We start from the raw sequence: 15,737 nt of genomic DNA, 5'->3' as shown, positions 1-15,737 counted from the left end.
GTGGCTGGATTCCTCATAACAACATGATTTTTAGGTGAATTGGTAGCTGAGAGCCAAGGGCGGTAGCGTGCCTGAAAGCGTGAAGCAAAGCCTCGATTATTCTGTCAATAGCCTGCGGACGAATCCAAACTTTTTTCAGATATATGCCAGTTATATTCACCGGCAAATAAATGCATGGTGAGTGTTAGGGTAATCAAATGGTACGGATTAATTTAATTCGCACAGGATAATTTTCTGCCAAAGTGATAAATAATCAATGATGAAATCCAAACTAAAATTGATGCCATTATTGGTGTCGGTAACCTTGATGAGTGGTTGCACCATACTTCCAGGCAGCAATATGTCTACCTACGGAAAAGATGTGATTAAGCAGCAGGATGCTGATTATGACATTGGCCGAATGGTGAATGTTTATCCGCTGACCCCGCGATTGATTGAACAATTACGCCCGCGTCCTAACGTCGCGCAGCCCAACATGTCGCTGGATCAGGAGTTAAGCAATTACCAGTACCGCGTGGGCTCGGGCGATGTTCTGAACGTCACCGTCTGGGACCACCCGGAGCTGACGACTCCGGCGGGGCAATATCGTAGCTCCAGCGATACCGGCAACTGGGTCCAGCCTGACGGCACCATTTTTTATCCCTACATCGGCAAAGTGCAGGTTAAAGGCCGCACGCTGGCGGAAATCCGCCAGACCATCACCCAGCGGCTGGCAGCCTATATTACCGACCCGCAGGTTGACGTGAACGTCGCCGCCTTCCGCTCGCAGAAAGTCTATGTCTCCGGCCAGGTGAATAAATCTGGCCAGCAGGCGATCACCAACGTACCGCTGACCGTACTGGATGCGATTAACGCTGCCGGTGGGCTGGGCGAACTGGCCGACTGGCGCAACGTGGTGCTGACGCACGATGGCCGCGAACAGCGTATTTCCGTTCAGGCGTTGATGCAGAACGGCGATCTGAGCCAGAACCGTCTGCTTTATCCGGGCGACATTCTGTTTGTGCCGCGCAACGACGACCTGAAAGTGTTCGTGATGGGCGAAGTGAAGAAACAGAGTACGCTCAAAATGGACTTCAGCGGCATGACGCTGACCGAAGCGCTCGGCCAGGCGGAAGGTATCGACCTGACCACCTCGGATGCGAGCGGTATCTTCGTGATTCGTCCGACCAAAGAGGGCAACAACGGCAAGATGGCTAACATTTACCAGTTGGATATGTCCGATGCGACCTCGCTGGTGATGGCGACCAACTTTGTTCTGCAGCCTTACGACGTGGTTTACGTCACTACCGCACCGGTTGCCCGCTGGAACCGTCTGATCAACCAACTGTTGCCGACCATCAGTGGCGTTCGCTACATGACCGATACGGCAAAAGACATTCACGACTGGTAACCGACATGTTTAACAAAATTCTCGTGGTATGCGTGGGGAACATCTGCCGTTCCCCTACGGCGGAGCGTCTGTTACGCCGTCATCTCCCGGCGGTCACCGTCGAGTCGGCAGGGCTGGGGGCGTTGGTCGGGAAAGCGGCGGATGAGCGCGCCGCCAGCGTCGCAGCGGTGCATGACATTTCCCTTGAAGGGCACTGCGCACGGCAAATCTCCGGACGTATGTGCCGGGAGTACGATCTCATTCTGGCGATGGAGAGGCGACACGTTGCCACCCTGCATGAAATGGCGCCGGAGATGCGCGGCAAAGTGATGCTTTTTGGGCATTGGGATAACGAACGAGAAATCCCCGATCCGTATCGCAAAAGTCGCGAAGCATTTGAAGCGGTGTACCAGTTACTCGACAGGTCTGCCAGCCAGTGGGCGCAGGCATTGAAAGCTCAGCAGGGATAACCATGACTGATAAAGTAAAACAAATAAGCCCGGCGGCCTCGGGCGGTGATGAGATTGATATTGGCCGCCTGGTGGGGACCGTTATTGAAGCGAAGTGGTGGGTGGTTGGCATTACCGCGCTGTTCGCCGCCGCCGCGATTGTCTACGCCATCTTTGCTACACCGATTTATAGCGCCGATGCGCTGGTACGTATTGAGCAGAATCAGGGCAGTGCGCTGGTGCAGGACATCAGTAACGCTTTAACCAGCAAGCCACCTGCCTCTGAGGCAGAGATCCAGATGATCACTTCGCGTCTGGTACTGGGCAAAACCGTCGATGACCTGGACCTCGATATTGCGGTCAGCAAAAACACCTTCCCGATCCTCGGGGCAGGCTGGGATCGCTTAATGGGGCGTCAGAACCAGACCGTCAAAGTCACCACCTTCGAGCGTCCGGCTTCGATGGCCGATAGCACCTTTACGCTTGATGTCCTGAGTCCAACCACCTTCCGCTTTAGCAACGATAGCGGTTTCAGCGTTGATGGCAAAGTGGGTGAGCCTGTCAACAAAGGCGGCGTATCGCTAATGGTTGCGGGGATTGCCGCCGATGAAGGGGCCAGCTTTACGGTCACCAAATACTCGACCCTGGGGATGATCAATACCCTGCAAAATAGCCTGAGCGTTACCGAAGATGGTAAAGACTCCGGCGTGCTGACGCTGACCATGGTGGGGGAAGATAAAGATCAGATCCGCGAAATCCTCAACAGTATTGCCCGCAACTACGTTGCGCAGAACGTGGCGCGTAAATCCGAAGAGGCGGCAAAGAGCCTGGAGTTTCTTGAAGTTCAGCTCCCGCAGGTACGTAGCCAGCTTGATATCGCTGAAAACAAACTGAACGCCTACCGTCAACAGAAAGACTCCGTCGACCTGCCGCTGGAAGCAAAATCGGTACTCGACTCTATGGTGAACATCGATGCCCAGTTGAATGAACTGACCTTCCGCGAAGCTGAAATCTCCAAGCTCTACACCAAAATTCACCCGGCGTACCGCACGCTGCTGGAGAAACGTCGTGCGCTGGAAGAAGAGAAGGCGAAGCTGAGCCAACGCGTCACCGCGATGCCAAAAACCCAGCAGGAAATTGTGCGCCTGACCCGTGACGTGGAGTCCGGCCAGCAGGTGTATATGCAGCTGCTGAACAAACAGCAGGAGCTGAAAATCACCAAGGCGAGCACCGTGGGCGACGTGCGTATCGTTGACCCGGCGATTACCCAGCCGGGCGTGGTAAAACCGAAGAAAGCGCTAATTGTGCTTGGCAGCATTATTCTTGGCCTGATGTTGTCGATTGTCGGCGTACTGCTGCGCTCGCTGTTTAATCGCGGTATCGAAAGCCCGCAGGTGCTGGAAGAACATGGTATTAACGTTTACGCCAGCATTCCACTTTCTGAATGGCAGAAATCCCGCGATAGCGTGAAGAGCGTTAACGGCGTGAAGCGCTATAAGCAAAGTCAGCTGCTGGCGGTTGGTAACCCTACTGACCTCGCAATAGAGGCGATTCGTAGCCTGCGCACCAGTCTGCACTTCGCCATGATGCAGGCGCAAAACAACGTGCTGATGATGACCGGCGTGAGTCCTTCCATCGGTAAAACCTTCGTCTGCGCCAACCTCGCGGCGGTGATTAGCCAGACCAACAAGCGCGTGCTGATGATTGACTGCGATATGCGTAAGGGCTACTCCCACGAACTGCTCGGCACCACCAACGATAACGGCCTGTCGGATGTGCTGGTGGGCAAAACGCCGATTGAACAGTGTGCGAAGAAAACGTCGGTTGCCAACTTTGACCTCGTTCCTCGCGGACAAATCCCGCCGAACCCGTCTGAACTGCTGATGGGGGAGCGCTTTAGCGAACTGCTGAAGTGGGGGAGTGCGAACTACGACCTGGTGTTGATCGATACGCCGCCAATTCTTGCGGTGACCGATGCCGCGATTGTGGGACGCCATGCCGGTACCACGCTGATGGTCACACGCTATGCGGTGAACACGCTCAAAGAAGTAGAGACCAGCTTGAGCCGCTTCGAACAGAACGGCATCGCGGTGAAAGGGGTGATCCTCAACTCTATCTTCCGTCGTGCTACCGGTTATCAGGATTACGGCTACTACGAATACGAGTATCAGTCGGACTCAAAATAATTTTTACACCTCACCTGTAGCCCGGACGAGGCGCGCGAGCGCCGACTCCGGGGCATTCCCGGCGTCGCTTCACTCGGCCGGGCTACTCCATAAGGGATATCGTATGACAACAGACTACCCGTTGATCTCCATCTATATGCCGACCTGGAACCGACAGCAGTTGGCGATTCGCGCCATCAAGTCGGTTCTGCGCCAGGACTATCCCCATTGGGAAATGATTATCGTCGATGATTGTTCCAGCAGCTTCGAGCAGCTCCAGCAGTACATCGACGAACTGAACGATAGCCGCGTGCAGTATACCCGCAACGATTTTAATTCCGGCGCCTGTGCAGTGCGCAATCAGGCGATTTTACAGGCCAAAGGCGAGTTTATTACCGGCATCGACGACGACGACGAGTGGACGCCAACGCGGCTCTCGACCTTTTTGGCGGATAAACAGCAGCTCACTAGCCACGCGTTTCTCTACGCCAACGACTACGTCTGTGAAGGGGAGGTGTATTCGCAGCCAGCGAGCCTGCCGCTGTACCCGAAATCACCGTTCTCTCGCGAGCTGTTCTACAAACGCAACATCATTGGCAACCAGGTCTTTAGCTGGGCGTGGCGTTTTAAAGAGAGCCTGTTTGATACCGAACTAAAGGCGGCGCAGGACTACGACATCTTCCTGCGTATGGTGATGGCCTACGGTGAACCGTGGAAAATTGAGGCGGCGACGCAAATCCTGCACATCAACCACGGGGAAATGCAGATAACCTCCTCGCCGAAAAAATTCTCCGGCTATTTCAGCTTCTATCGCAAGCATAAAGAGAAGTTTGACCGTGCCAGCAAGAAGTACCAGCTGTTCACTCTGTACCAGATCCGCAATAAGCGCATGACCTGGAAGACGTTTCTGACCCTGCTGTCAGTGCGCAACGGCAAGCGTTGGGTTGATGGATTACGGAGCAAATAATGCTACTGGAAGATTTACGTGCCAATAGCTGGAGCCTGCGTCCGTGCTGCATGGTGACGGCCTATCGTATTGCTCATTTCTGCTCGGTGTGGCGCAAAAAAAACGTCCTCAATAATCTGTGGGCCGCGCCGGTGCTGGTGCTCTATCGCATTATCACCGAATGCTTCTTTGGCTATGAAATTCAGGCGGCGGCAACCATTGGCCGACGCTTCACCATTCACCACGGTTATGCGGTGGTCATCAATAAAAACGTCGTCGCGGGGGATGATTTAACCATCCGCCACGGGATTACGCTCGGCAACCGCGGCCCGAATAGCCTGGCGTGCCCAACGCTTGGCAACGGCGTGGAACTGGGTGCGAACGTGGTGATTATTGGCGGCATCACCATCGGCAACCATGTGACTATCGGCGCGGGCAGCGTGGTGCTGGACGATATTCCCGACCACGCGCTTGTCGTGGGGGAGAAGGCGAGAGTGAAGGTCATTAAATGAATATTATGCAATTTAACGTGCGCCTGGCCGAAGGCGGCGCGGCGGGCGTTGCGCTGGACTTGCATCAGCGTGCGCTGCGTCAGGGATTGTCATCGCAGTTTGTCTATGGCTACGGTAAAGGTGGCAAAAAAAGCGTCAGCCACGACAGCTACCCGCAGGTGATGAAGCAGACCACACGCCTGACCTCGATGGCGAATCTTGCGCTGTTCCGTCTGTTTAACCGCGACCTGTTTGGCAATCTGAATAACCTCTACCGTCAGGTGACTCGCACTGAGGGTCCGGTGGTACTGCATTTTCATGTGATGCACAGCTACTGGTTGAATCTCACCGAGGTGATTGATTTTTGCGAGCGCGTCAAAGCGCACAAAGCGGACGTCACGTTGGTCTGGACGCTGCACGACCACTGGAGCGTGACCGGACGCTGTGCGTTTCTCGACGGCTGCGATGGCTGGAAAAGCGGCTGCCAGAAGTGCCCGACGCTGGAGAACTATCCGCCGGTAAAGGTAGACCGCGCGCATCAGCAGGTGGAAGAAAAGCGCCAACTCTTCCGTCGCATGCTGGCACTTGGCTGCCAGTTTATCTCCCCCAGCCAGCACGTGGCAGACGCCTTTAATAGCCTTTATGGCCCGGGGCGCTGCCTGATTATCAATAACGGTATTGATGTGGCGACGGAGGCAATTCTGGCGGATCTGAAGCCGATGACGGTGACTACGCCTCGACCAAAAATTGCCGTGGTTGCGCACGACCTGCGCTACGACGGCAAAACCAACCAGCGCCTGGTGCGCGAGATGATGGCGCTTGGCGATAACGTGGAAATTCATACCTTCGGTAAGTTTTCTCCGTTTGAAGGCACCAACGTGGTGAACCACGGTTTTCTGACCGATAAGCGCCAACTGATGAGCGAGCTAAACCAGCTTGACGCGCTGCTGTTTAGCTCCCGCGTTGATAACTATCCGCTCATTCTCTGTGAAGCGCTGTCGATTGGTGTCCCGGTCATTGCTACCCATAGCGATGCGGCAAAAGAGGTGCTGGAAAAATCCGGCGGCCATACGGTGGATGAAAGTGCGGTCATTTCGCTGGTGCAGCGAACGAAAGCGGAGATAGCCCAGGCGGTGTTTGGCACCACGCTTGGTGAATTTAGCGCCCGCAGCCGCAAGGCCTATAGCGGACAACAGATGCTGGAGGAATATGTCTCGTTCTATCAGAGTCTGTAGCTATTTGCTGCTACCGTTAATCTACCTGCTGGTAAACGTCAAACTGGCGCAGCTTGGCGAGAGTTTTCCCATCACCATCGTGACCTTTCTCCCGCTCCTGCTGCTGCTGTTCGTTGAACGCATTAACCTGAAAAAGCTGATGATCGCCCTTGGGGTGGGCGTAGGGCTGACGCTGTTTAACTACGTGTTCGGCCAGTCGTTGGACCCGAGTAAATACGTCACCTCGACGATGCTGTTTGTTTACATCGTTATCATCATTGGCATGGTGTGGAGCATTCGTTTTAAAACGATTTCTCCGCATAACCATCGTAAGATCCTGCGCTTCTTTTACGTGGTCATCGGCATCGTGGTGATGATTGCCGCGCTGGAAATGATGCAAATTATCCTCTCGGGCAGCAGTAGCCTGATTGAGATGATTTCGAAATATCTTATATACAGCAATAGCTATGTTCTGAACTTTATCAAGTTCGGCGGTAAGCGTACCACGGCCCTCTATTTTGAACCGGCATTCTTCGCTCTGGCATTAATCTCAATTTGGCTCTGCATCAAACAGTTTGGTATCAAAACCCCAAAATCTGATGCTATGATTCTCGCAGGGATAATTCTTTCAGGGTCGTTCTCCGGGGTAATGACATTTATCTTGTTTTACCTGCTGGAGTGGGCATTTCAGTATCTGAATAAAGAGGCGATCAAGAAGAAATTGCCCTTGGCAATTATTTCATTAGGCGCATTCTTTGTCGGGTTGATATTTGCCGGTCCGTATATTGCGGAACGTCTTGGCGACCTGGGAACGGAAGGGTCATCCTCATATTATCGTATTATCGGCCCGCTGGTGATGGTTGGTTATTCATTGACCAGCATTGATGGAGTGGTGCGATTCGGTTCTCTTTACGAATATGTTGCATCATTCGGAATATTTAACGGTGCGGATGTCGGAAAAACAATAGACAATGGTCTGTACCTGTTAATGATTTATTTTTCATGGTTTGCCGTAATATTAACGGCTGGCTATCTGTATTATGTTTTCAAAATGTTCATTAACGCTTTTGGGAATAATCGCAATTTCGCCGTGCAGTTGTATCTTTTTACGCCGGTGTCATTATTTTTTACCGGTTCGATATTTAGCCCGGAATATGCATTTTTAATTGTGTGTCCTTTTATTCTGCGTAAAGCGCTGAATATTGCCGACAGCAGATGAGGTGAAACATGTTGTTAAGTGTGATTACCGTGGCGTTTCGCAACTACGATGGTGTGATGAAAACCTGGCGCTCGCTGGCGCATCTGGCTAACGATCCCAGCCTCGATTTTGAGTGGATTGTGGTCGATGGCGGCTCTGAAGATGGCACCGCGGAATTTCTCGAAAAACGTAATGGACAGTACAAGTTACGCTATGTCAGCGAGCCGGATAAAGGGCTGTATGACGCGATGAATAAAGGCATCCGCATGGCGCAGGGGAAGTTTGTTCTGTTCCTCAATTCTGGTGACAGCTTTCACCCTGACGTCTCGCAGTTTGTCCGTCAGTTGCGCGGTAAGCCTGATGATGCCATGTACCTCGGCGATGCCATGCTCGACTTCGGTGACGGCACCCAGGTTCGCCGCAGTGCGAAGCAGGGCTGGTATATTTACCACAGTCTACCGGCCAGCCATCAGGCTATTTTCTTCCCGCTGCGTGGGCTGAAAAATTATCCTTACGATGTGCAGTATCGTGTTTCGTCAGATTATGCGCTTGCCGCCAGAATGTATAAGTCAGGCTATGCCTTTAAGCGAATTAAAGGACTGGTGTCGGAATTTTCGATGGGCGGTGTGTCAACCACTAATAATCTGCAACTGTGTCAGGATGCTAAAAAAGTTCAGCGTGAAATATTACGCATGCCAGCTGTGCTGACGGAATTATCTTATTTATTACGCCTGCGGACGACCGGAAAAACGAAAGCCTTATATCACAAAGCATAAGGAAGCAGAATGCAGGATTTATCTGGCTTTACGGTACCCAAAGGTTTTCGCGGCGCCGGAGGCATTAAAGTTCAAATTTGGTGGGCGGTGCAGGCAACATTATTTGCCTGGTCTCCACAGATACTCTACCGCTGGCGTGCGTTTTTATTGCGTTTGTTTGGCGCGAAAATAGGAAAAAACGTAGTGATTCGCCCCTCGGTGAAAATCACCTATCCGTGGAAATTAACCATCGGTGATTATGCGTGGGTTGGCGATGACGCAGTGTTATATACCCTTGGTGATATTACCCTTGGGGCAAATTCAGTCGTTTCACAGAAATGTTATTTGTGCACCGGCAGCCACGATTATCAGAGCGCGTATTTTGATATTAACGCCGCGCCTATTGTGGTCGGTGAGAAATGCTGGCTGGCAACGGATGTGTTTGTTGCACCCGGTGTAACGATTGGCGACGGCACCATCGTTGGTGCGCGAAGCAGCGTTTTTAAATCGTTACCGGCAAATGTGATTTGCCGTGGCAATCCCGCAGTGGTCACGCGTCAACGCGTTGAGAAAGTTACTCCCTAAACGGGACTATTTGAGGAAAATATAATGTCGAAAGTCGCACTTATTACCGGCGTAACCGGGCAGGATGGTTCTTATCTGGCGGAACTGCTGCTGGAAAAAGGGTATGAAGTTCACGGGATCAAGCGTCGTGCTTCCTCTTTTAACACCGAACGTGTCGATCACATCTATCAGGATCCACACAGCAGCAACCCGAAATTTCACCTGCACTACGGCGATTTGACCGACAGCTCCAACCTGACGCGCATCCTGCAAGAAGTGCAGCCGGATGAAGTATATAACCTGGGGGCGATGAGCCACGTGGCCGTATCCTTTGAATCCCCGGAATATACCGCTGACGTGGATGCGATGGGCACGCTGCGCCTGCTGGAAGCCATTCGCTTCCTGGGCCTGGAGAAGAAAACCCGTTTCTATCAGGCGTCTACCTCTGAACTGTACGGCCTGGTACAAGAGATCCCGCAGAAAGAAACCACCCCGTTCTATCCGCGCTCGCCGTATGCCGTCGCCAAACTGTATGCCTACTGGATCACCGTTAACTACCGTGAGTCCTATGGTATGTACGCCTGTAACGGCATCCTGTTCAACCACGAATCCCCGCGCCGCGGCGAAACCTTCGTGACCCGCAAAATCACCCGCGCGATTGCCAACATTGCCCAGGGTCTGGAGAAGTGCCTGTACCTCGGCAACATGGACTCCCTGCGTGACTGGGGCCATGCCAAAGACTACGTCAAAATGCAGTGGATGATGCTGCAGCAGGAACAGCCGGACGATTTCGTTATCGCCACCGGCGTGCAGTACTCCGTGCGTCAGTTCGTCGAAATGGCCGCAGCACAGCTCGGTATTAAACTGCGCTTTGAAGGCAAAGGCGTGGAAGAGAAGGGGATTGTGGTCTCCGTGACCGGTCATGATGCGCCGGGTGTGAAGCCGGGCGATGTGATGGTAGCCGTTGACCCACGTTACTTCCGTCCTGCTGAAGTGGAAACCCTGCTCGGCGACCCAACCAAAGCGCACGAAAAACTGGGCTGGAAACCAGAAATCACCCTGCAGGAGATGGTCTCTGAAATGGTCGCCAAAGACCTCGAAGCGGCGAAAAAACACTCCCTGCTCAAATCCCACGGTTACGAAGTGGCGATCGCGCTGGAGTCTTGAGTATGACCAGACAACGTATTTTTGTGGCGGGCCACCGGGGAATGGTGGGCTCTGCCATCGTCCGACAGCTTGAGCAGCGCGGCGACGTGGATCTGGTTCTGCGCAGCCGCGACGAACTCAATCTGCTGGATAGCCGCGAGGTGAACGATTTCTTCGCCCGCGAAAATATCACTCAGGTGTATCTGGCGGCGGCGAAGGTGGGCGGTATTGTCGCCAACAACACCTTCCCGGCGGACTTCATCTACGAAAATATGATGATTGAAAGCAACATCATTCACGCAGCGCATACGCACAACGTGAACAAGCTGTTGTTCCTCGGTTCATCCTGTATTTATCCGAAGATGGCCAACCAGCCGATGCACGAAAGCGAACTGCTGCAGGGCACGCTTGAAGCGACTAACGAACCGTACGCGATTGCCAAAATCGCCGGTATCAAGCTGTGCGAATCCTACAACCGTCAGCATAACCGCGACTACCGCTCGGTGATGCCGACCAACCTGTACGGGCCGAACGACAACTTCCACCCGAGCAACTCCCACGTGATCCCGGCGCTGCTGCGCCGCTTCCACGAGGCGGTGCAGAAGAACGATGCCGACGTGGTGGTGTGGGGCAGCGGCACCCCTATGCGCGAGTTCCTTCATGTCGATGATATGGCGGCTGCCAGCATTCACGTGATGGAGCTGGACCGCAGCGTGTGGCTTGAAAACACGCAGCCAATGCTGTCGCACATCAACGTCGGTACCGGCGTTGACTGTACCATCCGCGAGCTGGCGCAGACGCTGGCGAAAGTGGTGGGCTTTAAAGGCCGCGTGGTGTTTGACGCCACCAAGCCGGATGGGACGCCGCGCAAGCTGCTCGACGTATCGCGTCTGCATCAACTGGGTTGGTATCACGAGATTTCGCTGGAGGCTGGTCTTGCCAGTACCTACCAGTGGTTCCTTGAAAACCAGCACCGCTTCCGGGGGTAACGCATGTTTCTGAACGAGGAGGCGTTTGCCACCGTGGTGCAGTCTACGCCGCTCATTTCTATCGATTTGATCGTCGAGAACGCGCAGGGCGAGTTTCTGCTGGGTAAACGCACCAACCGTCCAGCGCAGGGATTCTGGTTTGTCCCTGGCGGCCGGGTACAGAAAGATGAACCGCTGGCCGAGGCCTTTGCCCGCCTCACCCTGGCGGAACTGGGACTGAGCCTGCCGATGACGGCAGGCCGCTTCTACGGCGTCTGGCAGCATTTCTACGATGACAACTTTTCGGGTACGGATTTTTCCACCCATTACATCGTGCTGGGGTTCCGCCTGCAGGTGGACGCTGATGCGCTCACGCTGCCAGAAGCTCAGCATAACGACTATCGCTGGATGAGCCCTAAGGCCCTACTGGCGGCGGATAACGTCCACGAAAACAGCCGTGCCTATTTCCGGGTCGACAAAATGGCCGAGGTACCGGGCTTATGAAGATTCTGGTGTATGGCATCAACTACTCGCCTGAATTGACCGGCATCGGCAAATATACCGGCGAAATGGTGGAATGGATGGCGCGACAGGGCCACGAAGTGCGGGTGATTACCGCACCGCCGTACTACCCGCAATGGCAGGTTGGAGTGAACTACTCAAGCTGGCGCTACCGCCGGGAAGAGGGTGAGGCCACGGTGTGGCGCTGCCCGCTGTACGTACCAAAGCAGCCCTCGACGCTCAAGCGCCTGCTGCATCTTGGCAGCTTCGCGCTCAGCAGCTTCTTCCCGCTGATGGCCCAGCGTCGCTGGAAGCCGGACCGCATTATCGGCGTGGTGCCGACCCTGTTCTGTACGCCGGGCATGCGCCTGCTGGCAAAACTCTCCGGGGCGCGCACGCTGCTGCATATTCAGGATTACGAAGTCGACGCGATGTTAGGGCTGGGCATGGCCGGTAACGGCAAATCCGGAAAAGTGGCCAGGCTTGCCAGCGCCTTTGAACGCAGCGGGCTGCACAACGTCGACAACGTGTCGACTATCTCGCGTTCGATGATGAATAAAGCCTGCGAGAAGGGCGTTCCGGCGGAGAAGGTGATCTTCTTCCCTAACTGGTCAGAAGTATCGCGTTTTCGCGAGGTACCTGAGACGCTGATTATCGCGCTGCGTCAGCGCCTGGGGCTGCCCGATGACCGCAAAATAGTGCTTTATTCCGGCAACATTGGCGAAAAACAGGGGCTGGAAAGCGTGATTAGCGCAGCTGTTCAGCTTCGCGAACAGCCGCTGCTGTTTGTGATTGTCGGCCAGGGCGGCGGCAAAGCGCGGCTGGAAAAAATGGCCGCTGAACGCGGGCTGGACAACGTGAAGTTCCTGCCGCTGCAATCCTATGAAGATTTACCCGCCCTGCTGGCGATGGGCGACTGCCATCTGGTCATTCAGAAGCGTGGCGCGGCGGATGCGGTGCTGCCGTCCAAACTGACCAATATTCTGGCGGTGGGCGGCAACGCGGTGATTACCGCAGAAGCGGACACCGAGCTCGGACAGCTGTGTCTCGACAATCCAGGCATCGCAGTGTGCGTTATGCCTGAATCGGTTCCGTCGCTGGTGGAAGGGATTCAACAGGCGCTGAGCATGCCAAAACGCAATGCGATTGCCCGCGCCTGGGCAGAACGCTCGCTCGAAAAAGAGCACGTTCTTAACCAATTTATTGCTGATATTCGGGGTTAAACGATGAGTCAATCTACGCTTTTCCCGGTCGTGATGGCCGGTGGCTCGGGCAGCCGCCTGTGGCCATTGTCCCGAGTGCTATATCCCAAGCAGTTCCTGTGCCTGAAAGGGGACATGACGATGCTGCAGGCCACGGTGAATCGTCTGGATGGGGTCAAGTGCGCAAGTCCGGTGGTTATCTGCAACGAGCAGCACCGTTTTATTGTGGCTGAACAACTGCGCCAACTGAACAAGCTGACTGAGAACATCATTCTCGAGCCGGCCGGGCGTAATACCGCGCCGGCCATTGCCCTGGCGGCGCTGGCAGCCAGGCGCCGTGAACCGGAAAACGATCCGCTGATGCTGGTGCTGGCGGCAGACCACGTTATCCAGAATGAAGACGCTTTTCGTGCCGCAGTACGTGAAGCCACGCCTTATGCTGAAAGCGGCAAGCTGGTGACCTTCGGTATTGTCCCTAATGTGCCGGAAACCGGCTATGGCTACATTCGTCGCGGTGACGTCACCCCAGGCGAGGGTGACGCGCTGGCGTTTGAAGTCGCGCAGTTTGTCGAAAAACCGAATCTTGAAACCGCTCAGGCCTACGTTGCCTGCGGTGAATATTACTGGAACAGCGGCATGTTCCTGTTCCGTGCCGGGCGTTACCTGGAAGAGCTCGGCAAATACCGCCCGGATATTCTCAGCGCCTGTGAAAAAGCCATGGATGTGACCGACCCGGACCTCGATTTTATTCGCGTTGATGAAGAGGCGTTCCTGAGCTGCCCTGACGAATCCATTGACTATGCCGTCATGGAGCGGACCAACGACGCGGTGGTGGTGCCGATGGACGCAGGCTGGAGCGACGTGGGCTCCTGGTCATCGCTGTGGGAAATCAGCAACCATACGCCGGAAGGCAACGTGCACCACGGTGATGTGATAAGCCATAAAACCGAAAACAGCTATGTGTACGCGGAATCTGGCCTGGTGACGACCGTCGGGGTAAAGGATTTGGTGGTGGTGCAGACCAAAGACGCGGTGCTTATCGCCGATCGCAACGCGGTGCAGGACGTGAAAAAGGTGGTCGAGAAAATTAAGGCCGATGGCCGTCACGAACACCATATCCATCGCGAAGTCTATCGCCCATGGGGCAAATACGACTCTATCGACTCTGGCGACCGCTACCAGGTGAAGCGCATCACCGTGAAGCCGGGCGAGGGACTCTCTCTGCAGATGCATCACCACCGGGCTGAACACTGGATTGTGGTAGCTGGCACCGCCAAAGTAACCCTCAATGATGAAATCACCTTGCTGGGTGAAAACGAGTCAATTTATATCCCGCTGGGCGTCACCCACTGCCTGGAAAACCCGGGGAAAATTCCGCTCGACCTGATTGAAGTGCGCTCTGGCGCCTATCTCGAAGAGGACGACGTGGTGCGATTCGCCGACCGCTACGGGCGCGTCTAACTCTTGTAGGCCGGGTGAGCGAGGCGCCATCCGGCAATTCACGATACGAAAATAATGACCCTCACCGGTCAGGGCTAACTGCTGCCTGAAGAAAGGTAAAAACATGAAAAAACTGACCTGTTTTAAAGCCTACGACATCCGCGGCAAGCTGGGCGAAGAGCTCAACGAAGAGATTGCCTGCCGCATTGGCCGCGCCTATGGCGAGTACCTGAAACCCAAAACCGTGGTGCTGGGCGGGGATGTTCGCCTGACCAGCGAAGCGCTGAAATTAGCGCTGGCGCGCGGTCTGCGCGATGCGGGCGTGGACGTGCTGGATATCGGCCTTGCCGGTACCGAAGAGATCTATTTTGCCACCTTCCATTTAGGCGTGGACGGCGGGATTGAAGTGACCGCCAGCCACAACCCGATGGACTACAACGGCATGAAGCTGGTACGCGAAGGCGCGCGCCCTATCAGCGGTGACACCGGGCTTCGCGATATTCAGCGCCTGGCGGAAGAGAACTTCTTCCCGCCGGTTGATGAGGCTAAACGCGGTAGCTATCAGCAGATTAACCTGCGCGATGCCTACGTTGACCATCTGCTTGGCTATATCGACGTAAAAAATCTCACGCCGCTTAAGCTGGTTATCAACTCCGGTAACGGTGCGGCAGGCCCGGTGGTTGACGCACTGGAAGCCCGCTTTAAAGCACTGAACGTGCCGGTCAGCCTGATTAAGGTACACAACGACCCGGACGGTAACTTCCCGCACGGTATTCCTAACCCGCTGCTGCCGGAGTGTCGCGATGACACCCGCGATGCGGTGCTGAAGTACGGTGCAGATATGGGCATCGCCTTTGACGGCGACTTCGACCGCTGCTTCCTGTTCGACGAGCAAGGGCAGTTTATCGAAGGCTACTACATCGTCGGCCTGCTGGCGGAAGCCTTCCTCGAGAAAAACCCGGGCGCGCGCATTATTCACGACCCGCGTCTGTCCTGGAACACCGTTGACGTGGTGACTGCCGCAGGCGGCACGCCGGTGATGTCGAAAACCGGCCACGCGTTTATCAAAGAGCGCATGCGTAAGGACGACGCGGTATACGGCGGCGAGATGAGCGCCCACCACTACTTCCGCGATTTTGCCTACTGCGACAGCGGCATGATCCCGTGGCTGCTGGTGAGCGAGCTGCTGTGCCTGAAGGGCAAAACGCTGGGGCAACTGGTGCACGACCGCATGGCGGCGTTCCCGGCTAGCGGCGAAATCAACAGCCAGTTGAAAGCGCCATCGGAAGCGATTGCCCGCGTGGAAGCACATTTCGCCAGCAGCGCGCT

15 protein-coding genes are annotated in these 15,737 nt (G+C 54.9%); all 15 read left to right on the top strand.

Features of this window, described 5'->3' with window-relative positions; all coding sequences use genetic code 11:
- Positions 1 to 256: 256 nt before the first annotated feature.
- Positions 257 to 1,390, top strand: a complete 1,134-nt coding sequence (locus GKAS_RS09405; RefSeq protein WP_035893757.1) for a polysaccharide export protein — start codon at positions 257 to 259, stop codon at positions 1,388 to 1,390.
- Positions 1,391 to 1,395: 5 nt separating this feature from the next.
- Entirely contained in the window at positions 1,396 to 1,839 is a 444-nt protein-coding gene (gene wzb / locus GKAS_RS09400) for a low molecular weight protein-tyrosine-phosphatase Wzb (RefSeq protein ID WP_035893755.1), read from the top strand.
- A gap of 2 nt (positions 1,840 to 1,841) precedes the next feature.
- Positions 1,842 to 4,004 (top strand): tyrosine-protein kinase Wzc, encoded by a 2,163-nt coding sequence (wzc, locus tag GKAS_RS09395; RefSeq protein ID WP_035893753.1) that lies wholly within the window; start codon positions 1,842 to 1,844, stop codon positions 4,002 to 4,004.
- A 103-nt stretch (positions 4,005 to 4,107) separates the two neighbouring features.
- Positions 4,108 to 4,950: a colanic acid biosynthesis glycosyltransferase WcaA gene (gene wcaA / locus GKAS_RS09390; RefSeq protein WP_035893751.1), complete on the top strand. Its 843-nt coding sequence runs from the start codon at positions 4,108 to 4,110 to the stop codon at positions 4,948 to 4,950.
- Entirely contained in the window at positions 4,950 to 5,441 is a 492-nt protein-coding gene (gene wcaB, locus GKAS_RS09385; protein WP_035893749.1) for a colanic acid biosynthesis acetyltransferase WcaB, read from the top strand. The genes wcaA and wcaB overlap by 1 nt, the downstream gene beginning before the upstream one ends.
- Complete coding sequence (wcaC, locus tag GKAS_RS09380) at positions 5,438 to 6,655, top strand: colanic acid biosynthesis glycosyltransferase WcaC (RefSeq protein ID WP_035893746.1); 1,218 nt, start codon at positions 5,438 to 5,440, stop codon at positions 6,653 to 6,655. The genes wcaB and wcaC overlap by 4 nt, the downstream gene beginning before the upstream one ends.
- Positions 6,630 to 7,853 (top strand): colanic acid polymerase WcaD, encoded by a 1,224-nt coding sequence (wcaD, locus tag GKAS_RS09375; RefSeq protein WP_035893744.1) that lies wholly within the window; start codon positions 6,630 to 6,632, stop codon positions 7,851 to 7,853. The genes wcaC and wcaD overlap by 26 nt, the downstream gene beginning before the upstream one ends.
- 8 nt (positions 7,854 to 7,861) lie before the next feature.
- Positions 7,862 to 8,608 (top strand): colanic acid biosynthesis glycosyltransferase WcaE, encoded by a 747-nt coding sequence (wcaE, locus tag GKAS_RS09370; protein WP_035893742.1) that lies wholly within the window; start codon positions 7,862 to 7,864, stop codon positions 8,606 to 8,608.
- A 9-nt stretch (positions 8,609 to 8,617) separates the two neighbouring features.
- Positions 8,618 to 9,172 (top strand): colanic acid biosynthesis acetyltransferase WcaF, encoded by a 555-nt coding sequence (gene wcaF / locus GKAS_RS09365; protein ID WP_035893740.1) that lies wholly within the window; start codon positions 8,618 to 8,620, stop codon positions 9,170 to 9,172.
- Between the two features lie 24 nt (positions 9,173 to 9,196).
- Positions 9,197 to 10,318: a GDP-mannose 4,6-dehydratase gene (gene gmd / locus GKAS_RS09360; protein WP_035893738.1), complete on the top strand. Its 1,122-nt coding sequence runs from the start codon at positions 9,197 to 9,199 to the stop codon at positions 10,316 to 10,318.
- 2 nt (positions 10,319 to 10,320) lie between these two features.
- A complete protein-coding gene (fcl, locus tag GKAS_RS09355; protein WP_035893736.1) occupies positions 10,321 to 11,286 on the top strand; it encodes a GDP-L-fucose synthase in 966 nt (321 codons plus the stop codon).
- A gap of 3 nt (positions 11,287 to 11,289) precedes the next feature.
- Complete coding sequence (locus tag GKAS_RS09350) at positions 11,290 to 11,769, top strand: GDP-mannose mannosyl hydrolase (RefSeq protein ID WP_035893734.1); 480 nt, start codon at positions 11,290 to 11,292, stop codon at positions 11,767 to 11,769.
- Positions 11,766 to 12,989 (top strand): colanic acid biosynthesis fucosyltransferase WcaI, encoded by a 1,224-nt coding sequence (gene wcaI, locus GKAS_RS09345; protein WP_035893732.1) that lies wholly within the window; start codon positions 11,766 to 11,768, stop codon positions 12,987 to 12,989. The genes GKAS_RS09350 and wcaI overlap by 4 nt, the downstream gene beginning before the upstream one ends.
- Positions 12,990 to 12,992: 3 nt before the next feature.
- Positions 12,993 to 14,429 (top strand): mannose-1-phosphate guanyltransferase, encoded by a 1,437-nt coding sequence (gene cpsB, locus GKAS_RS09340; protein ID WP_035893730.1) that lies wholly within the window; start codon positions 12,993 to 12,995, stop codon positions 14,427 to 14,429.
- A gap of 103 nt (positions 14,430 to 14,532) precedes the next feature.
- The coding region (gene cpsG, locus GKAS_RS09335; protein WP_035893729.1) for a phosphomannomutase CpsG at positions 14,533 to 15,737 on the top strand (1,205 nt) is incomplete at its 3' end.

This window comes from Kluyvera ascorbata ATCC 33433 (genome assembly GCF_000735365.1).
GTDB classification, from domain to species: domain Bacteria; phylum Pseudomonadota; class Gammaproteobacteria; order Enterobacterales; family Enterobacteriaceae; genus Kluyvera; species Kluyvera ascorbata.
This window is presented reverse-complemented; position numbering and strand designations above follow the sequence as displayed.